Source organism: Candidatus Pelagibacter sp. RS39 (assembly GCF_002101315.1).
Taxonomy (GTDB): domain Bacteria; phylum Pseudomonadota; class Alphaproteobacteria; order Pelagibacterales; family Pelagibacteraceae; genus Pelagibacter.
In genome coordinates this window covers 692309-717087 of the sequence record NZ_CP020777.1, presented here as the reverse complement: position 1 = coordinate 717087, position 24779 = coordinate 692309, and the positions used below count along the sequence as shown (strand labels likewise).

The 24779-nt window shown below is 29.2% G+C and carries 27 protein-coding genes and 1 tRNA gene; 20 read left to right on the top strand and 8 right to left on the bottom strand.

Features of this window, described 5'->3' with window-relative positions:
• Window positions 1-3: 3 nt before the first annotated feature.
• Genes B5L73_RS03850 through B5L73_RS03835 form a run of 4 tightly spaced genes read left to right on the top strand, consistent with a single transcriptional unit; the run spans window position 4 to window position 3383 of the window.
• Complete coding sequence (locus B5L73_RS03850; protein WP_085148051.1) at window positions 4-654, top strand: O-methyltransferase; 651 nt, start codon at window positions 4-6, stop codon at window positions 652-654.
• Complete coding sequence (gene trhO, locus B5L73_RS03845) at window positions 654-1562, top strand: oxygen-dependent tRNA uridine(34) hydroxylase TrhO (protein WP_085148048.1); 909 nt, start codon at window positions 654-656, stop codon at window positions 1560-1562. Before B5L73_RS03850 ends, trhO begins: the two co-directional genes overlap by 1 nt.
• Before the next feature lie 8 nt (window positions 1563-1570).
• Window positions 1571-2941 carry an MATE family efflux transporter gene (locus B5L73_RS03840; protein WP_085148045.1) on the top strand — a complete coding sequence of 457 codons (1371 nt, stop codon included), beginning with the start codon at window positions 1571-1573 and terminating at the stop codon, window positions 2939-2941.
• On the top strand, window positions 2904-3383 hold the full coding sequence (locus B5L73_RS03835; protein ID WP_085148042.1) for a thermonuclease family protein: 480 nt from the start codon (window positions 2904-2906) through the stop codon (window positions 3381-3383). Before B5L73_RS03840 ends, B5L73_RS03835 begins: the two co-directional genes overlap by 38 nt.
• Here the strand turns inward: B5L73_RS03835 and B5L73_RS03830 are convergent.
• From B5L73_RS03830 to B5L73_RS03805, 6 genes are read right to left on the bottom strand one after another with little or no spacing between them, the layout of a single operon-like run.
• A complete protein-coding gene (locus B5L73_RS03830) occupies window positions 3380-4111 on the bottom strand; it encodes an amino acid ABC transporter permease (protein ID WP_085148039.1) in 732 nt (243 codons plus the stop codon). The genes B5L73_RS03835 and B5L73_RS03830 overlap by 4 nt on opposite strands.
• 40 nt (window positions 4112-4151) lie before the next feature.
• Window positions 4152-4919, bottom strand: a complete 768-nt coding sequence (locus B5L73_RS03825) for a transporter substrate-binding domain-containing protein (protein WP_085148036.1) — start codon at window positions 4917-4919, stop codon at window positions 4152-4154.
• Window positions 4920-4954: 35 nt separating this feature from the next.
• Window positions 4955-5518: a sarcosine oxidase subunit gamma gene (locus B5L73_RS03820; protein WP_085148033.1), complete on the bottom strand. Its 564-nt coding sequence runs from the start codon at window positions 5516-5518 to the stop codon at window positions 4955-4957.
• Window positions 5505-8516, bottom strand: a complete 3012-nt coding sequence (locus B5L73_RS03815; RefSeq protein WP_085148028.1) for a sarcosine oxidase subunit alpha family protein — start codon at window positions 8514-8516, stop codon at window positions 5505-5507. The genes B5L73_RS03820 and B5L73_RS03815 overlap by 14 nt, the downstream gene beginning before the upstream one ends.
• Before the next feature lies 1 nt (window position 8517).
• Window positions 8518-8793 (bottom strand): sarcosine oxidase subunit delta, encoded by a 276-nt coding sequence (locus B5L73_RS03810; RefSeq protein ID WP_085148025.1) that lies wholly within the window; start codon window positions 8791-8793, stop codon window positions 8518-8520.
• Window positions 8793-10046: a sarcosine oxidase subunit beta family protein gene (locus B5L73_RS03805; protein ID WP_085148011.1), complete on the bottom strand. Its 1254-nt coding sequence runs from the start codon at window positions 10044-10046 to the stop codon at window positions 8793-8795. The genes B5L73_RS03810 and B5L73_RS03805 overlap by 1 nt, the downstream gene beginning before the upstream one ends.
• A 64-nt stretch (window positions 10047-10110) precedes the next feature.
• On the opposite strand from B5L73_RS03805, the gene B5L73_RS03800 reads away from it, so the two are divergent.
• Window positions 10111-10202, top strand: a tRNA-Ser gene (locus tag B5L73_RS03800).
• A 3-nt stretch (window positions 10203-10205) separates the two neighbouring features.
• Here the strand turns inward: B5L73_RS03800 and B5L73_RS03795 are convergent.
• Window positions 10206-12425 (bottom strand): lytic transglycosylase domain-containing protein, encoded by a 2220-nt coding sequence (locus B5L73_RS03795; protein ID WP_085148008.1) that lies wholly within the window; start codon window positions 12423-12425, stop codon window positions 10206-10208.
• A 43-nt stretch (window positions 12426-12468) separates the two neighbouring features.
• Between B5L73_RS03795 and dapA the strand changes: the two genes are divergently transcribed.
• From dapA to recO, 10 genes are read left to right on the top strand one after another with little or no spacing between them, the layout of a single operon-like run.
• Entirely contained in the window at window positions 12469-13350 is an 882-nt protein-coding gene (gene dapA, locus B5L73_RS03790; RefSeq protein ID WP_085148005.1) for a 4-hydroxy-tetrahydrodipicolinate synthase, read from the top strand.
• Window positions 13350-13820: an SsrA-binding protein SmpB gene (gene smpB / locus B5L73_RS03785; RefSeq protein ID WP_085148002.1), complete on the top strand. Its 471-nt coding sequence runs from the start codon at window positions 13350-13352 to the stop codon at window positions 13818-13820. The genes dapA and smpB overlap by 1 nt, the downstream gene beginning before the upstream one ends.
• Window positions 13747-14298 (top strand): 2-amino-4-hydroxy-6-hydroxymethyldihydropteridine diphosphokinase, encoded by a 552-nt coding sequence (folK, locus tag B5L73_RS03780; protein ID WP_085148000.1) that lies wholly within the window; start codon window positions 13747-13749, stop codon window positions 14296-14298. Before smpB ends, folK begins: the two co-directional genes overlap by 74 nt.
• A gap of 21 nt (window positions 14299-14319) precedes the next feature.
• Entirely contained in the window at window positions 14320-16065 is a 1746-nt protein-coding gene (locus tag B5L73_RS03775) for a bifunctional (p)ppGpp synthetase/guanosine-3',5'-bis(diphosphate) 3'-pyrophosphohydrolase (RefSeq protein WP_085147997.1), read from the top strand.
• Entirely contained in the window at window positions 16022-16609 is a 588-nt protein-coding gene (pyrE, locus tag B5L73_RS03770; protein ID WP_085147995.1) for an orotate phosphoribosyltransferase, read from the top strand. The genes B5L73_RS03775 and pyrE overlap by 44 nt, the downstream gene beginning before the upstream one ends.
• Window positions 16606-17325: a pyridoxine 5'-phosphate synthase gene (locus tag B5L73_RS03765; protein ID WP_085147992.1), complete on the top strand. Its 720-nt coding sequence runs from the start codon at window positions 16606-16608 to the stop codon at window positions 17323-17325. The genes pyrE and B5L73_RS03765 overlap by 4 nt, the downstream gene beginning before the upstream one ends.
• 1 nt (window position 17326) lies before the next feature.
• Window positions 17327-17719 carry a holo-ACP synthase gene (gene acpS / locus B5L73_RS03760; RefSeq protein WP_085147990.1) on the top strand — a complete coding sequence of 131 codons (393 nt, stop codon included), beginning with the start codon at window positions 17327-17329 and terminating at the stop codon, window positions 17717-17719.
• Window positions 17712-18446, top strand: coding sequence for a signal peptidase I (gene lepB / locus B5L73_RS03755; RefSeq protein ID WP_085147987.1), 735 nt, complete (start codon window positions 17712-17714; stop codon window positions 18444-18446). The genes acpS and lepB overlap by 8 nt, the downstream gene beginning before the upstream one ends.
• Window positions 18446-19111: a ribonuclease III gene (gene rnc / locus B5L73_RS03750; protein WP_085147984.1), complete on the top strand. Its 666-nt coding sequence runs from the start codon at window positions 18446-18448 to the stop codon at window positions 19109-19111. Before lepB ends, rnc begins: the two co-directional genes overlap by 1 nt.
• Window positions 19111-19791, top strand: a complete 681-nt coding sequence (recO, locus tag B5L73_RS03745) for a DNA repair protein RecO (protein WP_085147981.1) — start codon at window positions 19111-19113, stop codon at window positions 19789-19791. The genes rnc and recO overlap by 1 nt, the downstream gene beginning before the upstream one ends.
• On the opposite strand, the gene hemB is transcribed toward recO, so the two are convergent.
• Window positions 19792-20781, bottom strand: a complete 990-nt coding sequence (hemB, locus tag B5L73_RS03740) for a porphobilinogen synthase (protein ID WP_085147978.1) — start codon at window positions 20779-20781, stop codon at window positions 19792-19794. It lies immediately after the preceding gene.
• Window positions 20782-20854: 73 nt separating this feature from the next.
• Here hemB and B5L73_RS03735 point away from each other — a divergent pair, with 73 nt between their 5' ends.
• The 5 genes from B5L73_RS03735 to ribD are packed head-to-tail and all read left to right on the top strand — an operon-like array spanning window position 20855 to window position 24779.
• A complete protein-coding gene (locus B5L73_RS03735; protein ID WP_085147976.1) occupies window positions 20855-21493 on the top strand; it encodes an aspartyl/asparaginyl beta-hydroxylase domain-containing protein in 639 nt (212 codons plus the stop codon).
• Between the two features lies 1 nt (window position 21494).
• On the top strand, window positions 21495-21920 hold the full coding sequence (gene rpiB, locus B5L73_RS03730) for a ribose 5-phosphate isomerase B (protein WP_085147973.1): 426 nt from the start codon (window positions 21495-21497) through the stop codon (window positions 21918-21920).
• Between the two features lie 2 nt (window positions 21921-21922).
• The gene (glyA, locus tag B5L73_RS03725) at window positions 21923-23230 is read left to right on the top strand and encodes a serine hydroxymethyltransferase (protein WP_085147970.1); all 1308 of its coding nucleotides are present in this window, start codon (window positions 21923-21925) and stop codon (window positions 23228-23230) included.
• A 3-nt stretch (window positions 23231-23233) separates the two neighbouring features.
• On the top strand, window positions 23234-23692 hold the full coding sequence (gene nrdR, locus B5L73_RS03720; protein ID WP_085147967.1) for a transcriptional regulator NrdR: 459 nt from the start codon (window positions 23234-23236) through the stop codon (window positions 23690-23692).
• Complete coding sequence (gene ribD, locus B5L73_RS03715) at window positions 23673-24779, top strand: bifunctional diaminohydroxyphosphoribosylaminopyrimidine deaminase/5-amino-6-(5-phosphoribosylamino)uracil reductase RibD (protein ID WP_085147964.1); 1107 nt, start codon at window positions 23673-23675, stop codon at window positions 24777-24779. The genes nrdR and ribD overlap by 20 nt, the downstream gene beginning before the upstream one ends.

Here is a 24779-nt window from a genome sequence, read left to right as displayed (position 1 = left end):
GTTATGGGTTCAGACCTTAATATAACAAAACATTTACAAGATTATATTTTAAAAAATGGTTTGAAATTGCATCCAATTCAAAAAGAAATAATAGATTATAACTTATCACTTGGTGACTCGAAAAGAATGCAAATCTCTATTTCTCAATGTCAATTTCTACATTTGATTATTAAAGTTTCCAAAATTAAAAAAGTCCTTGAGATAGGAACTTTTACAGGTTTAAGCACTTTGTCTATGGCCCTAGCTTTACCAGAAGAAGGTTGCATAATTGCGTTAGATAAAAATGAAGAAACAAACAAAATTGCTCAAAAATTTTTTAAAAAAGCTAATCAAGATCATAAGATTAAAACAATAATTAAACCAGCGTTAGAAAGTTTGATGAGTATTAGAAATGAAAAATTTGATTTAGTCTTTATTGATGCAGATAAAATGAATTACCAAAAATATTATGAAATTTCACTAGATCTATTGAATAAAGAGGGTTTAGTAATTATTGATAACGTATTGTGGCATGGAGAAGTTGTTAATAAAGATATAAATGACAAATATACGAAAAGTATAAGAGATTTAAATAATTTTATCTCTAAGGATAAAAGAATTGAAAAGGTCATGGTTCCTTTCGGAGATGGAATGACTGTTTGTAGGGTTCTATAATGTTTAAAGTTTTTGGCTTTTATAAATTCGTAAAGGTTAAATCTTTAAAAAAGAATAAAAATTTTTTACAAGAGTTCCTTATTTCAAATTATATTCGAGGAACCATAATCATTGCTAAAGAAGGGTTAAATGGCACTATTTCTGGGAATGCTAAAGATATTTATAAAACTACCAAAAAATTGAAATCATTATTTTTATTTAAAAAATTTGATAATAGCAACGAGTCTAAATCTGAATTTCAACCATTTCATAAACCTAAAGTTAAGATTAAAAAAGAGATTGTTCCAATGAATTTAACTATCAATCCTAAAGAAAGAAACATAGAAACTCATTTAGAACCAAAAGAATGGAATAAGCTAATAAAGAATAAGGATACATATATAATTGATACAAGAAAACCTTTTGAATATAAGGTTGGTACCTTTAAAAGATCGGTTAATCCAAATGTAAATAATTTTAGGGATTTTCCAAAGTACCTAAATAAACTTAAAAAAAATAAACCAGTTGCAATGTTTTGTACTGGTGGAATACGTTGTGAAAAAACTTCGGTATATCTAAAAAAGAAAGGATTTAAAAATATCTATCAGCTAAATGGAGGAATTTTAAATTATTTAAATAAGATAAACAAAAACGAAAGTTTATGGAGAGGTGAATGTTTTGTTTTTGATAACAGAATTAGTTTAAAACATAAATTAAAGGTTGGATCATATTCTGTATGTGGTGGATGCAGAATGCCTATATCCCCTAAAGATAAAAGATCAAATAAGTATGAGGAGGGAGTTTCTTGCACAAATTGCTATGATAAATTAACAGAAACTCAAAAATCACGTTTTAGAATGAGACAAAGTCAGATATACAAAGCAAAACAATCTGGAAAAAAACATATTTTTCAAAAAGAATTTAAATAAGGATAACTTTGTCTAAATCAATAAAATTAACTAAAGATCCGATTTGGACACTATTAAGAAAAGTCACTATACCTGCAAGTGTTGGTTCATTGTTTCAAACCTTTTATAATTTAGTTGATACTTGGTTTGCTGGAAGAATTTCTGCTGAAGCTATAAGTGCTATTGCAAAATCATTTCCAATTTATTTTACTATTATTGCTGTTGGTGTTGGATTAGGAGCAGCTACAAATGCTTTAATTGGTAATTCCATTGGTGAAAAGAAAGAGAGAGTTGCATCGATGTATGTTGCTCAATCTTTAATTTTTGCATTTACAGTTTCCATACTTGTAACAGTATTTGGTTTAAACGCGTCTAATTATCTTTTAGGTGTTATGGGATCTGATGCTGCTGGTATAGCTCTAACTAGAGAATATCTAGATATTATCTTTTATGGAACTTTTATTGTACTAATCCAAATATCATTAAATGGAACTTTAAATGCGCAAGGTGATACAAAAAGTTATAGAAATGTTTTAATATTTAGTTTCTTTCTAAATATCTTTTTAAATCCCCTTTTTATTTGGGGATATGGATTTATTCCTGGATTTGGCATAGCTGGATTGGCAATAGCTACAGTAATTTCACAATTAATCGGAACAATCTACTTAGCATATAAAGTAAATAATTGTAAGATTAGGGAATATCTTAAAGCCAAATGTTTTATTCCTAAATTTGATTACTTAAAACCACTCACTGAACAAGCGGTGCCTGTAATGTTTAGTATGTTATTTATTGGAGTAGGAATATTTAATATTTTATATTTCATTGGTCAGTTTGGTGATTTGGCAACAGCTGGTTACGGAGCAGCATTAAGAGTGGAACAGGTATTTTTACTCCCAGTGATAGGACTGAATACAGCAGTTCTTTCTATTGGTGGTCAAAATTTTGGAGCTAAAGCATACGATAGAATTAGAGAGCTTTATACAAAGGCTCTGCTATTTGGCTCTTCATTTATGGCAATCGCTGGGATGATAATATTTTTTGGTGCAGAATTTTTTGTTTCATTATTTACTGACAATCAAGAAGCAGTTGTGAGTGGAGCTATTTATTTAAAGGTTGCAGCTTTAATTGGACCTATTTATCCAGTTTTTTTTATTACTACAGCTGTATTTCAAGCTGTTAAAAAACCCCTATATAGTCTTTATTTAAGTATATTGAGATTAACTGCGTTTCCTTTCTTAAGCTTGTGGTATGTAATAAATATCAGAGGTGGTGATTACAAGGATATATTCTATACGATAATGGCTACAAATTGGGTTATGGGGATTGTTGTTTTAATATTTATTGGTTATTTTTTAAATAATGTATTTAAACAAAATAAACCTCTTTTTAGTTATTAGTATATGTTTAACTTTTTTTTTTCTTAATTATTTTGATGTCAAATCAGATGAGATAAAGATTATTGATGGTGATACTATTCATTTAAATGGAGAAAAAATTCGTTTTAGTGGTATCGATACTCCTGAAATAAAACAAACATGTACAAAAAATAATGAAACTATAAATTGTGGTATTCAAGCTAAAGAATTACTTGTTGAAATTATCGCTAATAATAAAATTATCTGTATTAGAGAGGGAAGGGATCAATACAAAAGAATACTTGCTGAATGTTTTGTAAATGATTTAAGTTTATCGAGTTATTTAGTTAAAAACGGTTATGCTTTTGCATACAGAAAATATTCTAAAAAGTTTATTGCTGATGAAGATTATGCAAGATCAAAGAAGCTTGGAATGTGGTCTATGAATTTTGAGTATCCATGGGATTGGAGAAAAAAAAACTAGTCTTTTTGTAATTTTTTTTCTAATTTTCTAACAAGATAAGATACAATCAATATTAAGACCAAATATTCTAGAATTAGAAATGTATATATTTCCAACGGTCTATAGGTTGTCACAACTAATTCATTTGCTTTTCTCGTCAAATCCCCAATTCCAATTATAGATACTAAAGATGACATTTTGAGCACATAAACAAATTGATTACCAATAGCAGGTAAAATATTTTTTATTGCCTGTGGTAGAATAACTAATCTTAATTTTCTAAAAAAACTTAATCCTAACGAACTTCCAGCCTCCCATTGTGATTTTTTTATTGAATTAATTCCTGCTCTAAATATTTCTGCTTGGAAAGCACTTTCACTTATTGATAGAGCTATGATACCAGAAACGAATGGGCTAAAACTTATACCCGTCATGATTGGAAGACCATAATAAATCCATAAGATTAAAACCAGTAAAGGAATTGCTCTTACAATCTCAACATAACCAATATTCAGGTAGGTTAAGAATTTACTTTTAGCTAATGATGGAATTGCAATTAAAAGACCAATAATTATTGAAATAACAATTGAAACTACACTTATATAGATAGTAGTTGTTAAACCGCTTAATAAAAACTTTAGATTGGTTAATCCTTCAACGTTATTCGGTGATAAGATTAGCCAGTTTAATTCACCTTTACTGCACGACGTTAATGGAAAAATTAAAATTAATAAAAATAGATTTTTCACTCTTTAACTTATAAAGAATAAAAAATTAATTACTAATTTTTTATAAGCTCTTTAGATTATATTTAGCTAATAACTTGGTGAAGAAGCCTGAAGATTTTTTGTCTTTAATCCATTTATTGACATAATCATTCCACTTAGTATCACCTTTTGGTACCATCATTGCTAAAAATGCTGGATTTTTTCCACCATCTGGAACGATTGCTAACTGAGGATATTTAATTACCAATTTATTTGCCTCTGTTGAACTTGTAATATTACCATCAGCTCTACCTGCCAAGACTTCTTGGAAGTCTCTAGCTGGTGCTTCTACTGAGTTTAGTTTTGATTTTGGGAAAAATTCTTTTGCCTTTTCCTCTTGAGAAGTACCAAGAGTAGTTGCAATTGTAACATTTGAATTATTAAGTGAGTCCCAAGTTGGAAATTTTTTTAAATTCTTTTTGAGAACAAGTGGCACAGTAGCATATTTGTAATAGGTATCGGTAAAACCAGCTACTTCTGCTCTCTTTGGCGTTTTCGTAACACTAGTTGAAATATCATATCGTGCAGATGTTATTCCTGAAACAATAGTTTTCCATTCTGCAGGCACAAACTCAATTTTTACACCCATGTCTTTTGCTAGCTGGTTCATGACATCAATGTCAAAACCTTTATATTTATTGGTTGCTGGATCTTTCACTGTCATAGGATCCCAATCTCCGGTAGTACCCACTTTAAGTACTCCAGAAGATAAAATTTTATCTAAATTAGATTCTGCGTTAAGAGAAAAGGGTAAAAGAGCAAATAATGCTACTAAGAATAATTTTTTCATATTTTTTATTTAACTTATTTGAGATCTAAATGTGACTATAATCTTGACGCACTATCATTCATCCATGAGAACAAATGTTCAGAAAATGAGCGCCTTACAAACAAATTAACCTCATTTTTATTTTGATTATGAATAATCACATCTATTTTTGCGAGAATTGTTTGGGTTACCGAGCCAATTTTGTCCTTAAAATCATTAAAATTAAAAGGAGACCCTGTTCGAAATAAATCATAAATTTTATCTCCTTTAAGATTAATCCTCACAAATTGATCTGTGACGTCAACAACAGCTCCTAAATTTAATTTAGATATGTTTTTATTTAAAAGTGTTTCGATGTCATATGTGTTTGTATTTTCTTTAACAACACTATTTGAAAAAATCATCCATTCATCAGGACTTAACCATAAAGCAGTCAATTTTTCACTTTGAGTAGAAGTATTTGCTTTTGTAGGTAGAACCATATTTAAAGATTTACCAATTGCTGATAAAAATTCTCTTTTTTTACCTCTTACTATCAACTTCATGACAGGCTTAACCTCATTCATTTGTAGACCTTGATATGATTTTTCTTCTTTGATAGTATGGTTATAATTTAGCATTTAATCTTTCACCCTCTTTATCTAAAAAAACTGGATCAGCTACAGTCACATTGATATTTTTGTTTTCCATAGGTATGATTAATTTTTGCCCTAACATTTTTTTTCCGCCTTTTACAACACCTAATGCGATTGATTTTTTTAAATTTGGGCTATAGTAACTTGAAGTAACATGACCCAACATTTCAATTGGTGATTTTTTTATATCAGCAACTATCTGCGCGCCTTCCTCCAAAACTTCCTCTGGATTTTCTGTTAATAAACCAACCAATTGTTTTCTATCTTCTCTAATAGTATCAGATCTATATAATGATCTTTTTCCAATAAAATCATATTTTTTTTTACTTACTATCCAATCCATCTGTAAATCAATTGGTGTCAGCGTTGCATCAGTATCTTGACCAACTATTATAAAACCTTTCTCTGCTCTTAATAAGTGCATCGTTTCTGTTCCATAGGGCGTAATATTAAAATCTTTACCCGCTTCCATACATTTTTCCCAAACAGATTTACCAAAATTTGCTTGAATATTAATTTCATAACTATGTTCTCCAGTAAAACTAATTCTCATTACTCTACATTTAATGTTATTTATTTTCGCATTTTTAAATGACATATGTGGAAACTTTTCATCAGAAAGATCTAAATCAGGAATAACTTTTGAAACAATTTTTTTACTATTAGGTCCACAAACACTTATTGTAGCATAATGATCAGTTACAGATGATAAATAGACATCTAATTCAGGCCATTCTGTTTGAAGATAGTCTTCAAGTTTTCCCAATACGTTAGCCGCACCTCCAGTTGTGGTCGTCATGATATAATGATTTTCACCCAATCTAGTTGTAACGCCGTCATCATAAACCATTCCATCTTCATTTAGCATTAAACCATAACGACATTTACCTACAGCTAGTTTTGACCAAGCGTTAGTATAAACACGATTTAAAAATTCTGAGGCATCAGTTCCTTGAATATCAATCTTTCCTAATGTAGATGCATCTAAAATACCCGCCGAGTCTCTAGCAGCTTTACTTTCTCTTTGTACTGCCTGATGCATATTTTCATTATCCTTAGGATAATACCAAGCTCTTTTCCATTGACCAACGTTTTCAAACTCAGCGTTGTTTGCAACATGCCAATCATGTATGGGAGTACGTCTGAATATATCAAAAAATTCTCCCACATTTCTTCCAACAATAGTTCCAAAGGTTAGAGGTGTGTAAGGAGGTCTAAAAGTTGTAGTTCCATGTTCACCCATTTTAGTTCCCGCTGTTTCTGAGATAATTCCAAGAGCATGCATATTACCAAGTTTGCCCTGATCAGTTCCCATACCAGTAGTAGTGTATCTTTTTACATGTTCTATAGATCTAAACCCTTCTCTTAGAGCTAATTTAATATCTTTTGCAGTTGCATCATTTTGATAATCAACAAAAGACTTAGTTTTCCCTATGGATTTATCAGATGGTAATAACCAAATATTTCTCTTTGATTGATTTAAACCTGAGATAGTTTCAACAGTTTTGTATTCAGAATTATCAATATCAAGAAACTTTTTAATAGAAGATAAGGTATTCTTTATTATTTCCTCTAAACCAAAGTCTCCATTACAAGATCCAATACTTATTTGATCTGAAGGATAAACATTAGGTATAAATACTTGGTCTTCTTCTCTAAATTTTAATTTACCTCCTGATTGTGTAAACAAGTGTACTGCTGGGGTCCAACCACCAGATACACCTAAACAATCACAATTCAACTTTGTTTTGTCACCAATAACTGTTTGACCATCTTTTGAAAGTTTCATGATGGATATTTTATTAATTCTTCTATATCCATAAGTATCAACGACAGTATAACCTTTATAAATTTCAATATTATTTTTCTCAACTTCGTATGAAATTTTAGAGTCAATTTGTTCTCTATTATCAATTATTGCATTAATTTTAATTCCTCTTTGAATTAAACTCATGGCTGTTTCATATGCCGTATCGTTATTGGTAAAAAGAATATTATTTTCACCACATGCCACACCGTATAAATCAATATATCTTTTAATTGCTGAAGATAACAGTATCCCTGGACGATCATTATTATCAAATATTAAAGGTCTTTCTATTGAGCCAGTTGCTGTAATTACTTTTTTAGCTCTAATTTTTAATAATCTTTGTCTTACTTTATTTTCTCTTTGATTAATCGGTAAATGATCAGTGAGATTTTCACGAGCCAATAGAAAGTTGTATCCATGGAATGCTGCAACGCTAGTTCTTGTTTTTATTTCTAAATTTTCTAATTTAGATATTTCGTTGATTTCTTTTTCTAACCATGAACTTGTTATTTGATTATTAATCTTTGAAAATTCTGAGTTATCATAAATAGAGGATCCCCCCAAATAAGATTTTTCATCAACTAAAAGAGTCTTAAAACCATTTTTAGCTGCCATTTTAGCTGCCATTATTCCTGATATACCTGCTCCGATTACTAAAACATCACAATGAATATATTTATGTTCATATATGTCTGGATCAGCTACTTTAGGTGATTTACCTAAACCCGCAGATTTTCTAATAAAGTATTCATACTTTTCCCAGAAACTTGCAGGCCACATAAAAGTTTTATAATAAAAACCTGCAGGTAAGATAGGGGATAATAGATTATTAATTCCTCCAATATCAAAATTAACGCTAGGCCAACAATTTTGACTAGATGCAACTAAACCTTCATATATTTCTACTTCTGTAGCTCTTACATTAGGTTCAGTTCTTGAGGAATTATCATGTAATTGAATTATTGCATTAGGTTCTTCAGAACCAGACGTCATAATTCCACGGGGTCTATGATATTTAAAACTTCGTCCTACAAGATGAATGCCATTAGCCAATAAAGCTGATGCTAGAGTATCACCTTTAAAACCAAAATATATTTTATTATTAAATTTAAAAGAAACCCTATAAGTTTCATCAATAAATTTACTTGTTTTAAATCTTAAATTATTTGGCATTTTATTTTACCGGTGGTTTTTCACCCATTTTGTATACAGCTTTTATTTGGTCGTTTGACGTATCCCTAACCATATTGAACCATTTTCTACAACCATGAACATGATTCCATCTTTCAAACTGAATTCCTTTTATATTTTTTCTCATGAACAAATATTCTGCCCATTCATCATCACTTAGTTCTGTAGGTTGCTTTGGCCTTACAATATGTGCTTCACCACCAGCTTTAAATTCGCTTTGTTCTCTCTCACCACAAAAAGGACAATTAATTAAAAACATTAGTGTGCAACAGCGGCTGCACCATGTTCATCAACTAGATCACCACTTACAAATCTATTTATATTAAACGCAGCATTTAATTTATGAGGCTCATCATTTGCAATTGTGTGAGCAAATAAATCCCCTGAACCGGGTGTAGCTTTAAAGCCTCCTGTTCCCCAACCACAATTAAAGTACAAACCTTTAATTGATGTTTTACTTATGATCGGACTTGCATCAGGACATATGTCAACTATTCCACCCCACTGACGAAGCATTCTCATTCTGCTAAATATTGGATATAGTTCTAAAATTGCATTTAAAGTTCCTTCCACAATATCATGACTTCCTTTTTGAGAGTAAGATACATAATCATCAGTTCCTGCTCCAATAACCAATTCTCCCTTATCAGATTGGCTAACATACGCATGAACAGCGTTAGACATTACAACTGTATCTATTATCGGTTTTACTGGTTCAGACACTAAAGCTTGAAGTGGTTTACTCTCCAAAGGTAATTTTAATCCAGCCATATTGGCTATAACACTAGAATGACCAGCAGCTACAACTCCAATTTTTTTTGTTTTGATAAATCCTTTAGTTGTTTCAATTCCTTCAACCGTATCACTATTTCTTTTTATTCCTTTTACTTCACAATTTTGAATTATATCAACACCCATTTCATCAGCACCTCTTGCATATCCCCAAGCAACAGCATCATGCCTAGCTGTACCGGCTCTTCTTTGAAGGGTTCCGCCTAAAACTGGATAACGAATATCCTGTGAGGTATTTATAATTGGACAAAATCTTTTAACTTCTTCGGTATTTAAATAAACTGCATCAATACCATTCAATCTATTTGCGTGAGTTCTTCTTTTTAAATCTCTTACATCTTGCAAATTATGTGCAAGATTCATAACTCCTCTTTGACTAAACATGACATTATAATTTAATTCTTGAGATAAACCTTCCCAAATTTTAAGAGCATGGTCATATAGACCTGCACTTGCATCCCATAAATAATTAGACCTAATTATTGTAGTATTTCGACCAGTATTTCCTCCTCCTATCCAACCTTTTTCAACAACAGCAATGTTCTTCATGTTATGTTTTTTTGCTAGATAATAAGCAGTTGCAAGACCATGTCCTCCACCACCAACTATTACCGCGTCATATTCTTTTTTAGGCTCAGGGTCTTTCCAAGCTTTCTCCCAATTTTCATGATAAGAAAAAGCGTTTTTAATAAGTGAAAATATTGAATACTTATTTTTCATAATTATTGAATAATTACTTTATAAATATTGATTATTCAATACAATCAGAAGTGACAAATTTATTGGAAGAGTGGGTGAGAGGCTGAAACCAGTCGTTTGCTAAATGACCGTGCGAGGAAACTTGTACCGAGGGTTCGAATCCCTCCTCTTCCGCCATTTTTAGTACAAAGGATCATCCTTAAAGAAATTTATCATTGTAACTGGCTTTTGAGCTAAAATATAACGATAGACGTTGTAGTTCTCCAGTACTCTTTGAACATAATTTCTTGTTTCTTTAAATTTGATTAATTCAATCCAGTTTACATAATCAATTTGGTTCTTTTGTGGATTTTTATTTATTTTTTTCCAATATCTGACTCTTTTAGGTCCAGCATTATAAGCCGCTATTGCAAACGGATAAGCACCATCATATTCTAAAATTAGTCCAGCTATATAGTGAGAACCTAAATTGATATTATATTCTGCATCTCTTGTTAATCTAGATTTTGAATAAGGAAGTTTTGCTTGTTTAGCAACTACTTTTGCCGTGTAAGGCATGAGCTGCATTAATCCTTTTGCTCCTGCGTGACTGTTAGCACTTAAATCAAATTCACTTTCTTGTCTTATTATTGACAGTATAAATGCAGTATCAGGAATTTTTCTTCCATTTATATAATTTGGAGTACTTATAATTGGATAATTATATTTGTTATGAAATCTTTTTTCATATGATGCAATTTTTGCTATTTGAATAGCAAAATCAAATCTATCAATGCTTGTTGCTAATTCTGCTGCTAAAACTTCACTACCATTATTTATATCATCATTAGCTAAATGTCTTAAAATATGTTTTGTATATTTATCTTCGTTCAGCTCATCAAGAAGATAAACTGTTTTGACTAATTCTTTTTTAAAAAAGTAGTCTCTATACTCTTTTGAAACTTCAATATCTTTAGATAGTTCAAAAGGTTGATTGGGATTTAACTCCATAAATGCCAATTGACCATAATATGTAGTTAGAAAATTAGATGCTTTACCAAACCATTCATTAGCTAATTCATTTTTACCAAGCTTCTGATAAGTTTTAGCTAACCAATAGGCTCCTCTAGAAGTACTTATCGGGTAACCAACATTATTATAAAAATTTTCAAAATGATCCTTAGCTAACAAAGGATCATCTAAGAAACTTAATGCTATCCATCCGCTCATCCATTCCGCAGCCGCATACTCGGGGCCATCAGTCAGAGCATGATTACTTGCAATTTTATAGGCTAATGCAAATTTTTTTTTATAAATCAATGATCTTGAAATAATTTCTCTTTCAAACCACCATTTATCTGGTCTGACCAAATAATCTTTAGTATTTTTAATTTTTACTAAAATTTCAACAGAACTATCTACTCTTCCTCTTTTTCTTCTCCATTTTAATCTGTCGTAATTTAAACCTGCATCATTTTTAAATTTTTCTGGGACTTTCGAAATAGCATTATCTACACCATAAGATTTACTCATTAACAATTGTCTAGCCGTATAAAGTAATTCATAATCTTTAGGTAAATATCTTAATAATCTTTTTAAATCCCAGTATTTATTATTCCAAGCTAAGTAATCCGCTCTTTTAATATAATCATCAGCATTGAGATACTTTTTAAATTTTTTTCTATAAAATCTTAATTCAGATTTACTCAGTTCTGCTGTAATCCAGCCCTCTTTAATATAAGATATACCTTTTTGTGTGTTGCCGTTGAGAATTATACTTTCTCCAAGTATCATTTTCCCAAAACCACTTAAAGGTTCATCGGCACCAAACCAATCAATAATTTTTTTAGGTGAGATAGTGTCTGTAGAAAGCTTATGTTCTGCTAAATATTTTATTCTTCCTAATCGTGGATAATCTTCATTAGAGTCAATAAAAGTTTTGTAATCATAATATGAGGCTTTATTTCCTTTGGTGAGCAGGTGTCTCCATTGTATGAAATTATAAATTGATTTATCTTTAGCTCTTTTTGCAGTTTTCAATGCTGTAGGCCATTTTGCTTGTTTCATTTCTGAAATAGCCTTTTTCGCAATTTCAAAATCTTTTTTATTATAATATTTGGATTTCTTTGCTGTATCAGTTTTTTTTGCTCCAGCGATTAAAGGTTTCTTTTTAGGTAAAATAATACCTAAATCTTTTTCAGCTTTTAATTTAATTTCCTTTTCAGGTTTTTTTTCAATTTCCTCTACTATTTTTTTAAGAATTGGTTTTGGCAGAGGTTTCATTACATCAATCAATAATTTTTGATCTTTTTGCTCTTTAGTCTGGATTGGTTTTTTTAGGGGTATTATTTCCGCAAATGATAAAATGGTAATACTAGAGAAGAAAAATAAATTGATAAAAAATATTAATTTTTTTAGCATAATCTTTTAGTATATGAATCTACAAACTATGTTATAAGTATTTATGTTCAAAGGATCAAATGTTGCTTTAGTCACTCCATTTAAAAATGATAAACTTGATGATGAAACTTACATTAAGTTAATCCATTTTCATATTGAAAATGGGACAAATGGTTTGGTACCCGCTGGAACAACCGGTGAGTCCCCAACTTTAAGCCATGATGAGCATGAAAGAGTAATTGATTTATGTGTCAAGGAAAGTAACGGAAAATTGCCTGTATTTGCTGGCACTGGTTCAAACTCTACTGAGGAAGCAATTTCATTAACAACTCATGCTGAAAAAATGGGAGCAGATGGAGCTTTAATCGTCACACCATATTATAACAAACCTACCCAAGAGGGACTTTATCAACATTATAAAGCTATAAATGATAAATGTGGAATTCCAATTATCATTTACAACATTCCTGGAAGATCAGTAATCGACATGTCAGTTGAAACAATGGCAAGATTATTTGAATTAAAAAATATTATTGGTGTCAAGGATGCAACAGGGGATTTAACTAGAGTAGATAAAACATTAAAAAAATTAGGCAAAGACTTTATTCAATTAACAGGCAATGATGATAATGCGCTAGAGTTTAATAAAAAAGGTGGAGTAGGTGCTATAAGTGTAACAGCTAACATTGCTCCAAAACTTTGTTCAGACTTTCAAAGATTTTCAAAGTCAAGTAATGATAATGAAATTAAAGAGGCTGAGAGATTAAATGAAATATTACAGCCTGTTCATCATGCGATGTTTGTTGAAAGTAATCCAAGTCCAGTTAAGTATGCTGCAAAATTATTAAATTTATGTGATGACAATGTTAGATTACCACTGGTAAAAGTAACAGATCCTACTAAAGAAATTGTTAAAAAAGCTCTTCATACAGCTAAATTAATTTAATGAACAAAAAAACCAATTCTGGTTTAAAAATAATATGTTTGAATAGAAAGGCTAGTTTTAATTATTTTTTTGAAGATTTATTAGAAGCTGGGATTGTCCTTAAAGGTTCTGAGATTAAATCAATAAGAGAAGGAAAAGTAAATATTGCAGATTCATATGCTGTTGAAAAAGATGGTGAGTTGATTTTAATTAATTCTCATATAGCATCTTATAAACAAGCCAGTTATTCTAACCATAATCCTACAGATGAAAGAAAATTACTTTTAAATAAACGTGAAATTAATAAGTTAATAGGAAAAATAGAAAAAGATGGTCTTACTATTGTTCCTACTAAGATGTATTTTAAAAAAGGAAAAGCAAAAATTGAACTTGCTGTAGCGAAAGGAAAAAAACTACATGATAAAAGAGCAAGTAAAAAAGATAGGGATTGGAACCGTGATAAATCAAGATATTTTAGAAAATCAAGCTAATCGTATTTATCTAGGTATAGGTTCAAATTTAGGAAACAGAAGAAATAAAATTGAACAAGCTAAATATGAATTATCATTAAGAAATATTAGACTTATAAAATCATCTAATTTTTACGAGAGTTTATCATGGCCAGATGAAAGTAAACCTAAATATTTAAATATAGTCTTGGAAGTTATTTCTGATCTAAAACCTCTAGAATTGCTTAAAGTATCCAAGGATATTGAAATAAGTCTTGGTCGCAAAAAAAGGTATAAAAATGCCCCTCGTGAATGTGATATAGACATAATTGATTATAAAAGAAAAAAAATCACTCAAAAAATCAATTTACCTCATCCAAGAATGCATAGTAGAAATTTTGTCCTTTTTCCATTATTTGAATTAAATAAAAATTGGAAACACCCGATTTCTAAAGATCATATTAAAAAGCTTATAATATCATTACCAAATAGAGACATAAGATCTATTAAACAAATCTGAATTAATGATATAATAAAGAGTATGCTTAATTCAGATGATTTAATAAATAAAGTAAAAGGATATAATAAGTTTTTAAATCCAGATAGATTAAATAAGGCTTATGATTTTGCCGTAAAGGCACATAGCAATCAAAAAAGAGCCTCAGGTGATCCATATTCTGTTCATCCAATTGAGGTGGCCAACATATTAACAGATTTAAAATTAGATAGTGCAACAATTACTACTGGTTTATTACATGACACTATTGAGGACACATATGCAACTTACGAGACTATTAAAGGTGAGTTTGGAGATGAAGTTGCAGATTTAGTTGATGGAGTCACAAAAATATCTGCTCTTGAAAATAATGCATCATCTAATTCTAAAGCAGAAAATTTTAGAAAATTAATTTTAGCAACCTCAAAAGACATAAGAGTTTTATTAGTTAAAATAGCTGATCGTTTACATAACATGAGAACTATAAAAGCGATTTCAAAAGAAGAAAAAAGAAAAAGAATTTCTCAAGAAACTATGGAAATTTATGCCCCATTAGCAGACAGGATGGGTATGCATAGAATTAGGGATGAACTAGAAGATCTTTCTTTTGAAATTTTAAATAACGATGCAAGATTATTAATTCAAAAAAGACTTGATGAAATTAAATTAGATAAAAAAGATATTTTTGAGTCTTTATCATCTGAAATAAGTAAATTACTAAAGCTAAATAAAATTTCTTCTAAGATATATGGAAGAGAAAAAACACCTTTTTCAATTTGGCGGAAAGTTCAAAAAAAAAGAGTTTCTTTGGAACAAATCACAGATATCATTGGGTTTAGAATTATTTTAAATAACGTTGATGATTGTTATAAAACATTAGGTATAATTCACAAAGAGTACAATTGTATACCTGGGAAATTTAAAGATTATATATCTTCAGCAAAAATAAATGGTTATAAATCAATTCATACAGCTGTTATTGGATCTAATAGAAAACCAATAGAAATTCAAATAAGAACTAAGGAAATGCACGATTTCGCTGAAAGAGGCATAGCATCTCATTGGCAATACAAGTCATCAGAGAAATTTAATTCACTTACTTGGAAAGAGTATGATTGGTTAAAAGATTTAGTTGAAATTATAGAAAAGAACGAGAATCCTGAACATTCTTATGAATATACAAAACTTCAAATGTTTCAGGAAAATGTATTTTGTTTTACTCCCAAAGGTTCTGTAATTAAATTACCTAAAGATGCCACTGCAATTGATTTTGCTTATGCCGTTCATACGAAAATTGGTGATACAGCCATTGGATGTGAAATTAATGGAAATAAAAGCGAACTTCAGTCAATTTTAAGAAATGGTGATAGAATAAAAATAATTACGTCAAAAAAACAGTCACCATCTTTACACTGGATTCCAACAACTAAAACTGGAAAAGCAAGAGCTGCTATCAGAAGATACTGGCACGACAGAGGTGAACAGAAGCAGGAGAAAATAAAAAAATATAATACTACTTTATGGATTTCATTACCTGATAAACCTGGCCAATTAGGAAATGTGAGTTCATTAATCGGTGAACACAAATTAAATATCTCTAATTTAGTAATGGCTGGAAAAAAACCTGATTATATTAATTTCAAATTTCAACTGATAATAAGAGATTTGAAAAATTTTACTAATTTTATTGCAGAGCTTAAACAAAAAGGTATAAAATTTAAGATAATTAGACACGAAGATAAAAGAAATGCTTTCACACAAAAAATCCTTAGATATTTTAAGAAAGACTAATGCTCTATTAGAAGGACACTTCATTTTATCCTCTGGATTACATTCTTCGAAATATATTCAATGTGCCAAACTTTTAAGCTATCCTTCAAAAGCAGAAAAGATATGTAAATCATTAGCTTTTAAAATTAGAAAAAATTTTAAAAAATTTGATCTTATTTTAGCTCCAGCCATTGGTGGTATTGTGATTGGTTATGAAATTGGTCGAATTTTAAAAAAAGAAACGATTTTTTGTGAGAGAGTTAAGGGAAAATTTACATTAAGAAGAGGTTTTAAAATTAAAAAAGGGTCTAAAGTTATTATTATTGAAGATGTAATAACAACAGGAAAATCTAGTATGGAATGCGTAAAACTAATAAAAAAATCTAATGCAATATTAGTGGGTTTTGCCACAATCATAGACAGGTCATCAAAGAAAACATTGAAAATAAAAAAAAAAATAATTTCACATCTTAAAATTGAAGTACCAACTTATAAATCAAACAAAATACCAAAAGAATTAGACTCAATTCCCATTTCAAGGCCAGGAAGTAGATTTATTAAGTGAAACGATTAGGTGTAAATATTGATCATGTTGCGACAGTTCGAAATGCTAGAGGTGAAATTCATCCTGACCCATATAAAGCTGCTTTATTTGTTAAAAAAAAAGGTGCCGACTCAATCACTATACACCTTCGAGAAGACAGGAGACACATAAGAGATTTGGATGCAAAAAAAATTTGTTCAATAAAAAAATTATTAGTAAATTTAGAAATTTCAACAAATAGGAATATTGTTAAGAATGCTTTGAGAATAAAACCAAAATTTATTTGTATTGTACCTGAAAATAGAAATGAAATAACTACTGAAGGTGGTTTAGATTTAAAGAAGAATAAAAATAAAATTAAAAAGATAATATCACAATTTAAGAAAAAAAAGATTAGAACAAGTTTATTTGTAAACCCAAATATAAAAGATATTTATTTATCTAAAGAAATAGGTGCAGATTGTATTGAAATACATACAGGACATTTCTCTAATCTGATAAAATCAAAGAAATCATTCATTAAGGAATATTTAAAGATTAAGAAATGTGCAATATTAGCATCAAAAATTGGGGTGGAGGTACATGCTGGACACGGCCTGGATTTCAAATCCACCAAAATACTAACCAAGATAAATGAAATAGTAGAATTTAATATTGGGCATTTTATTATTGGTGAGTCTATTTTTTATGGTTTACCATTTGTCATAAAAAAGTTTAAAAGAATTATCAAAAATTAGAATGAAAATTTTAGGTATCGGTGTAGATATTGTTGAAAATAAAAGACTAAAAAAATCTATTAAAAATAAAAGTTTTATCTCAAGATTATTCACTTTGCTTGAAATAAAAAACTCTAAGTCGGTAAAAGATAAATCTATCTATTTTTCAAAAAAATTTGCAGCAAAAGAATCATTCTCTAAAGCGCTTGGCACTGGTTTCAGAAAAGGTTTAAATTTTAAAGATGTTGAAATCTTAAATGACAATTTAGGTAAACCATATTTTAGACTAAATAACAAAACTAAAAAGATTATAGTGAAAACATTAAAAGTGAAAAATTTTGATATATTTCTTTCAATATCTGATGAAAAAGAATATTCAATTGCATTTACCATAATTCAGGCAAAAAATGTTTAATAAAAAATTTTTTATAGAAAACTTTAAGACACTTTTTTATGCTTTGATAATAGCTATAATAATTAGGTCCTTAATTATTCAACCATTTTACATTCCATCTTCATCCATGGAACCTGGTTTGTTAGTTGGAGACCGACTCTTTGTTACAAAATATTCATATGGGTACAGCAAACACTCTTTCCCATTTAGTCCTCCTATTTTTGAGAATAGAATTTTTTCAAGCAAGCCAAGTAGGGGTGACGTAATAGTTTTCAAAACACCAGCAGATAATAGAACTGATTATATTAAAAGGCTTATTGGTTTACCAGGAGATAGAATTCAGTTTATAGACTCAAATTTATTTTTAAATAATAGTGAAATCTTAAAATCTAAAATTTCAGAAAAAGATTCAATTTATTGCGGGGACAAGATTATTAATGTTTTTACATTTGAGGAAAAATTGCCTGATGGAAAAATATATAAAACTGTCTATCTCAAAAATTTTACTTTTAAGAATTCAGATGTTTTTATTGTTCCAGATAATCACTACTTTTTTTTAGGTGATAATAGAGATTGTTCAAAAGATAGCAGGTATTTAACTAGTGTGGGTTATGTTCATGAAGATAATCTAGTTGGTAAAGCAAGATTTATTTTTTTTTCATCTGATAGATCAGTTGGTAGTATTTTTGCTTTTTGGAAATGGAACAAATCTATTCGATTTGACAGATTTTTTAAGAAAATTATTTGATGAAAATTGATTACTCTAAACTTGAAAAAAAAATAGATTACAAATTTAAAAATAAAAATTTACTTATTCAAAGTCTTACTCATAAAAGTTTTAATAAAATGAATAATAATGAAAAAATAGAATTTTTAGGAGACAGGGTTTTGGGTTTAGTTATTGCAAAAAAACTTTTAGAGATCTATCCAGAAGAAAAGGAAGGAATTTTAGATAAAAAATATGCTTCATTGGTAAATAAAAAAACATGTTTGGAAATTGCTAAAAGTATTAATTTACAAAATTATATTTTAATTTTTAATCCAAAAAATAGATCAGTTACAATTGAAGATAAAGTAATATCGGATAGTTGCGAAGCATTGATTGGAGCGATTTATCTTGATAGAGGATTTAATATAACAGAAAAAATTATATTAGACTTATGGAAAGAAAAGATTAAAGAAAGTGTGATTACTCAAATTGATGCAAAAACAAAACTTCAAGAATTTTCTTTAAAAAAATTTAAAAAACTTCCTACTTATAAAATTATTTCTAATACCGGGCCCAGACATAAACCTATATTCAGAGTAGCTGTAAAATTACAAAACACAAAATTTTATAATGGTGAGGGAAAATCTAAAAAAGAGGCAGAACAGAATGCTGCCTTACTATGTTTAAATGATAATTTGATTTAATGAATTGGGACGATACAGGTTTTTTGATTTCTAAAAATAGGTATAATGAAAATTCTCTTATCTCAGAATTTTATACTAAAAACCATGGAAAAATATCAGGAATTGTTTTTGGTGGTACATCAAAAAAAATAAAAAATTATCTTCAAATTGGGAATCAACTTTATTTGAATTATAATTCAAAATCAGAAAATAAATTAGGATATTTTAGATTAGAGATCCAAAAAGTTTATTCTCCTATTTATTTTGAAAATCCTCAAAAACTATCATGCATTAACTCTGTTATGAGTTTAATTCGTTTATTAACAGCGGAATTACAATCTAATATTAAGATATTTGATCTTATTGAAAAATTTTATTTGATACTTTCAAATGATAAGTGGTTAAAGGATTATATTTTTTGGGAATTAGAATTACTTAAAACTATAGGTTTTGATTTAGAATTAAATAATTTGGCAACAAAAGAGTTGTTAGATGATAAGATAGTATATGTAGTTAAATCTAAAACTGAAAAAAAGATAATACCGAATTTTTTAATTGATAAGAAAATTATAGTTGATGATTTGAGTACTCTTTTAAATGGATTAAAATTAGTAAGTGATTTTCTAGAAAAAACTATATTAAAACCAAATAATCTTAACTACCCAATAAGCCGAACTCAATTTATAAATTCATTTAAATAATTAAGGTAAAATTTCGTTTAATCTATCTGCGTAATAGCTTACTATTGCATTGGCACCAGCTCTTTTAAAACTCATTAAATTCTCAAAAATCGCATCCTTATTTATAATTTTTTTTTCTACAGCATTAGATAGCATGCTATATTCACCTGAAACTTGATAGGCAAAAACTGGAATTTTAAATTTATTTTTTATTGATCTTATAATATCAAGATAAGGCAAACCAGGTTTGACCATAATCATATCTGCACCTTCTTTTATATCTAAAGCTACTTCTCTAATTGCTTCATCGTAATTTCTGAAGTCCATTTGATAAGTTTTTTTATCTCCTTTTAAGGCAACTCTTGATCCCACAGCATCTCTAAAGGGTCCATAAAAACTAGAAGCATATTTAACTGCGTATGAGAGAATTTGAGTATTTTTGAGATTTTCTTTTTCTAAAGCTTTTCTAATTCTACCAATTCGACCATCCATCATATCTGAAGGAGCTAAAACATCACACCCAATTTGTGCTTGTAGTAAAGATTGCTGAATTAGGATCTCTATAGTTTCGTCATTCAGTATTTTGTTTGATTTAAGAATTCCGTCGTGACCATGTATTGTGTAAGGATCTAGGGCTACATCACACATTATTCCAATTTTATTCTTATATCTTTTTTTAATATATTTTATAGCTCTACAAACCAAATTATCTTCATTCAAAGCTTCACTCCCTAGGTCGTTTTTTAATTTTGATGATGTATATGGAAATAAAGCAACCATAGGTATATCATTTTTAATTGCTCGATCTAAGATTATACCCAATCTATCAATAGAATATCTATATACACCTGGCATAGATTTAATTGGTTGAGTTTTGTTTTTGCCCTCTATCAAGAATATAGGAAGTATGAAGTCACTAGGTGATAAATTATTTTCTGAAACAAGTCTTCTTGACCAGCTGTTTTTTCGGCTTCTTCTTAGTCTCAAACTAGGATATTTTCCTGTAATCATATCTATTTTTATTTTAAAAATGCGACAAATGTAATATACAAATATATAGTAAAAAGAGTACAAAGCAAACACGATGACAGTTGAAAACACCAAAATAATAAATTTGAATGTAAAAAAAGAAGAACGAGTTTTAGACTTTAGTGATTTTCAAAAACAAGAAGTAAAGTTTGATATTTTAAAACTCCAAGAAGCATATAACCAAATTATTCAGATTAAAAAGTTTGAAGACGCAGGTGTTACACATTTTGGTGCCATCTCATTAACGCAAATTCCTGGTGATCCAGAGTCTATTAAAGGAAATAAAGCAAGAGGTCTTTATTGGACTAAACCTGACAGATCTGGCAAAGAAGTAATGAGAGAGGGAGTGATAAATGAGTCTGCATATAGTGAATTTATAAAAGATTACGATAATACTTACTTTAAACATGTGTATGATGTTTTGTCCTCTAGGTATAAACTAGGAAGAATGAGAATTTTACTGAAAGAACCAAGATCAACTTTAAGTTGGCATAGAGATCCGGAACCTAGATTACATATACCTATAATTACCAATCCTGGATGTATTATGGTTATAGATAATGTAGCCAAACATATGCCAGCAGACGGATCTGTTTGGATCACAAATAATACAAAATATCATAACGCCTTTAATGGTGGCGAAGAAAATAGAATACACCTAGTTGCGTGTGTTTTAGATTATAAGTTTAATTAATTTGAAAAAAATATTTATTTCCTCAGATCATGCCGGATTTAGATTAAAAGAGGACATAAAGAAATATCTTAAAAGCAACAAACTAAATTTTAAAGATCTTGGACCTGTAAATAACGATAGTGTTGACTACCCGGACTTTGCACACAAATTAGCAAAAAAAGTCAAAGTTAGTAAAAATAATGTTGGCATTTTAGTATGTGGCTCAGGAACTGGAATGAATATTGCGGCAAATAAGCATAAAAATATACGCGCAGCACAGTGTTTTAATACAAAATCAACTAAATTATCCAGATTGCATAATGATGCAAACATCATTACATTAGGTTCTAGGTTAATTAGTAAAAAAAATGCTTTCAAATTTGTAGGAATTTTTTTAAATACTAAATTTGACGGAGGTAGACACTTGAGAAGGATTAAAAAGATTTAATTATGTCTAGTGAAAAAAATTATTTGAACGACAGCTATAAAAGTTTCTTTGAAGATAGTTTATCTGTAAAAGATCCTGAACTATATAAAGCTATTAAAGATGAATTAACAAGACAACAACAACATATTGAATTGATTGCTTCTGAAAATATAGTTTCACAAGCTGTCTTAGAGGCTCAGGGTTCGGTTTTAACTAATAAATATGCAGAGGGTTATCCAGGTAAACGTTATTATAATGGATGTGAACATGTTGATGTTGCTGAAAACCTTGCAAATGAAAGATTAAAAAAGTTATTTAACTGTAAATTTGCAAACGCTCAACCACATTCAGGCGCACAAGCTAATGGTGCTGTATTTTTAGCCTTATTAAGTCCAGGTGATACTTTTATGGGTATGAGTTTGAATTCTGGCGGTCACATAACTCATGGTCTTAAAATTTCTATGTCAGGTAAATGGTTCAATGCAATTGGATATGATGTTGATAAAAAATCTGAACTCATAGATTATGATAATGTTGAAAAACTTGCTCTTGAACATAAGCCAAAATTAATTATTGCTGGAGGAAGTGCTTATTCAAGAGTCATAGATTTCAAAAAATTTAGAGAAATTGCTGATAAAGTTGGTGCTTATCTTATGGTTGATATGGCGCATTTTTCTGGTCTAGTAGCTGGTAAAGGATATCCTAACCCTTGTGATTATGCTCATGTTGTTACATCAACAACACATAAAGTTTTTAGAAGTGCAAGAGGTGGAATAATTTTAACTAATCATGAAGATCTTGCCAAAAAATTCAACACAGCAGTCTTTCCAGGTTATCAAGGTGGTCCGTTAATGCACATCATAGCAGCTAAGGCCGCTGGTTTTCTTGAAGCGTTACAACCAGAATTTAAAGATTATATTAAGTCAGTTTTAGCAAATGCTAAAATTTTAGCTGAAACTTTAAAAAATAATGGTTTTAAGATTTACTCTGATGGTACCGATACACATTTAATGTTGGTAGATTTAAGACCTTACAATGTTAAAGGTAATCTTGCAGCAGAAAGTCTTTCAAGAGCTAACATTACTTGCAATAAAAATGGAATTCCTTTTGATACTGAAAAACCAATGGTCACTTCTGGTATAAGATTAGGGACACAAGCAGCTACAACGCGGGGTTTTGGCTTAAATGAATTTAAGACTGTTGGTGAATTAATTACAAAAACTTTAAAAGGGTTATCAGAAAACCCAAATGATAACAGTAAAATAGAAAATGAAGTAAAAAATGAAGTTATCTCTTTAACTTCATCGTTTCCGATATATAAGAACTTATAATTAATGATCTGTTCAATTTGTAAAAAAGGGGAGACCTCAGTTGTCGACTCTCGTCCTACCGAAGATGGTACTGCGATAAGAAGAAGAAGACTTTGCGTTTGCGGTGCTCGTTTTACAACGTTTGAAAGGGTTCAATTTAGAGAAATTATGGTAATTAAAAAGAATGGTAGAAAATCTACGTTTGATAGAGATAAATTATCAAAATCAATTTATATAGCCTTAAAGAAACGTCCAATCGATACAGAAACTGCTGAAAAATTCATAAGTAAAATTTCAAGAACACTTGAAGAACTTGGTCAAAGTGAAATATCAACAAATACTATTGGCACCATGGTTATGGAAGGCTTAAAGGAATTAGATCCTGTTGCATATGTTCGTTTTGCTTCTGTTTATAGAAATTTCCGAGAGGAAAAAGATTTTGTACAATTCGTGGACAAACTTGATGTCTACAAAAAAAGATAAATTTTCATCAAAAGACAAATTATACATGGAGATAGCCTTAAAACTGGCAGTATCTCGATATGGTCATACAGGTTCAAATCCTTCTGTTGGATGTGTGATTGTCAAAAACGATAAGATTATTTCTATTGGTCAAACATCAATAAATGGAAGACCCCATGCAGAATTCAATGCAATCAAGAGTTCTATAGAAAATTTAAGAGGATCAAAAATGTATGTTACCTTGGAACCATGTTGCCATCATGGCGTAACACCGCCATGTACAGATTTAATAATAAAATCTAAAATTTCTGAGGTTATCTATTCAGTTTCAGATATTGATATTAGAGTTAGGAACAAAAGTTTTAAAATTTTAAAATCAAAAAAAATTAAGATAAGAAAAGGGCTTTTAGAAGAAAAAGTTAATAATTTTTATTCGACATATTTTTTTAATAGAAAAAAAAAGTTGCCATATGTCACTGGTAAAATCGCTGTTTCAAAAAATAATCTAATTTATAGTAAATTGGATAGAAAAATTACTAATGCAAGGGCTGATAAATTTACACATCTATTAAGATATAAGAATGATTCATTGATGATTTCATATAAAACTTTAAATAATGATAATCCTAAATTAAATTGCAGATTAAAGGGTTTAAAAAAATATTCTCCAAGAAGAATTATCTTAGATAATAAACTAAATACAAATCTTAATAGTTTTATAATAAATACAGCAAATAAAACTAATACTATTATTTTTTATAATAAAGCTAGTAAATCACAAATTTTAAATTTTAGAAAAAGAGGAATAAATTTAATATTCTCTAAAATTGATAATCAAGGAAGATTTGATATCAAAATTCTATTAAAAAGACTGTATAAAATGAATTGTAGAAATGTATTAATAGAGGGTGGTGATGAATTAACTAACCATCTATTGAAAAATAAAATTTTTAATAAGTTTTATTTATACAAAAGCAATAAAAAACTCTCAAAAAAATCAGAATATCTATATTTTAATAGCTTAGATTTGTTAAAACAGAAATATAAAAAAAAAATTAACTTAAAACTTAATTTAGGAAATAATAAAATAACATTGTATAAAAATTAA

Excerpts from the sequence above, each read along its gene's own strand:
- B5L73_RS03850 (WP_085148051.1), top strand. The coding sequence starts at position 4 with ATGGGTTCAGACCTTAATATAACAAAACATTTACAAGATTATATTTTA.
- trhO (WP_085148048.1), top strand. The coding sequence starts at position 654 with ATGTTTAAAGTTTTTGGCTTTTATAAATTCGTAAAGGTTAAATCTTTA.
- B5L73_RS03835 (WP_085148042.1), top strand. The coding sequence starts at position 2,904 with ATGTATTTAAACAAAATAAACCTCTTTTTAGTTATTAGTATATGTTTA.
- B5L73_RS03825 (WP_085148036.1), bottom strand. The coding sequence starts at position 4,919 with ATGAAAAAATTATTCTTAGTAGCATTATTTGCTCTTTTACCCTTTTCT.
- B5L73_RS03820 (WP_085148033.1), bottom strand. The coding sequence starts at position 5,518 with ATGCTAAATTATAACCATACTATCAAAGAAGAAAAATCATATCAAGGT.
- B5L73_RS03815 (WP_085148028.1), bottom strand. The coding sequence starts at position 8,516 with ATGCCAAATAATTTAAGATTTAAAACAAGTAAATTTATTGATGAAACT.
- B5L73_RS03810 (WP_085148025.1), bottom strand. The coding sequence starts at position 8,793 with ATGTTTTTAATTAATTGTCCTTTTTGTGGTGAGAGAGAACAAAGCGAA.
- B5L73_RS03805 (WP_085148011.1), bottom strand. The coding sequence starts at position 10,046 with ATGAAAAATAAGTATTCAATATTTTCACTTATTAAAAACGCTTTTTCT.
- B5L73_RS03795 (WP_085148008.1), bottom strand. The coding sequence starts at position 12,425 with ATGCTAAAAAAATTAATATTTTTTATCAATTTATTTTTCTTCTCTAGT.
- dapA (WP_085148005.1), top strand. The coding sequence starts at position 12,469 with ATGTTCAAAGGATCAAATGTTGCTTTAGTCACTCCATTTAAAAATGAT.
- smpB (WP_085148002.1), top strand. The coding sequence starts at position 13,350 with ATGAACAAAAAAACCAATTCTGGTTTAAAAATAATATGTTTGAATAGA.
- folK (WP_085148000.1), top strand. The coding sequence starts at position 13,747 with ATGATAAAAGAGCAAGTAAAAAAGATAGGGATTGGAACCGTGATAAAT.
- B5L73_RS03775 (WP_085147997.1), top strand. The coding sequence starts at position 14,320 with ATGCTTAATTCAGATGATTTAATAAATAAAGTAAAAGGATATAATAAG.
- pyrE (WP_085147995.1), top strand. The coding sequence starts at position 16,022 with ATGCTTTCACACAAAAAATCCTTAGATATTTTAAGAAAGACTAATGCT.
- acpS (WP_085147990.1), top strand. The coding sequence starts at position 17,327 with ATGAAAATTTTAGGTATCGGTGTAGATATTGTTGAAAATAAAAGACTA.
- lepB (WP_085147987.1), top strand. The coding sequence starts at position 17,712 with ATGTTTAATAAAAAATTTTTTATAGAAAACTTTAAGACACTTTTTTAT.
- rnc (WP_085147984.1), top strand. The coding sequence starts at position 18,446 with ATGAAAATTGATTACTCTAAACTTGAAAAAAAAATAGATTACAAATTT.
- recO (WP_085147981.1), top strand. The coding sequence starts at position 19,111 with ATGAATTGGGACGATACAGGTTTTTTGATTTCTAAAAATAGGTATAAT.
- hemB (WP_085147978.1), bottom strand. The coding sequence starts at position 20,781 with ATGATTACAGGAAAATATCCTAGTTTGAGACTAAGAAGAAGCCGAAAA.
- B5L73_RS03735 (WP_085147976.1), top strand. The coding sequence starts at position 20,855 with ATGACAGTTGAAAACACCAAAATAATAAATTTGAATGTAAAAAAAGAA.
- glyA (WP_085147970.1), top strand. The coding sequence starts at position 21,923 with ATGTCTAGTGAAAAAAATTATTTGAACGACAGCTATAAAAGTTTCTTT.
- nrdR (WP_085147967.1), top strand. The coding sequence starts at position 23,234 with ATGATCTGTTCAATTTGTAAAAAAGGGGAGACCTCAGTTGTCGACTCT.
- ribD (WP_085147964.1), top strand. The coding sequence starts at position 23,673 with ATGTCTACAAAAAAAGATAAATTTTCATCAAAAGACAAATTATACATG.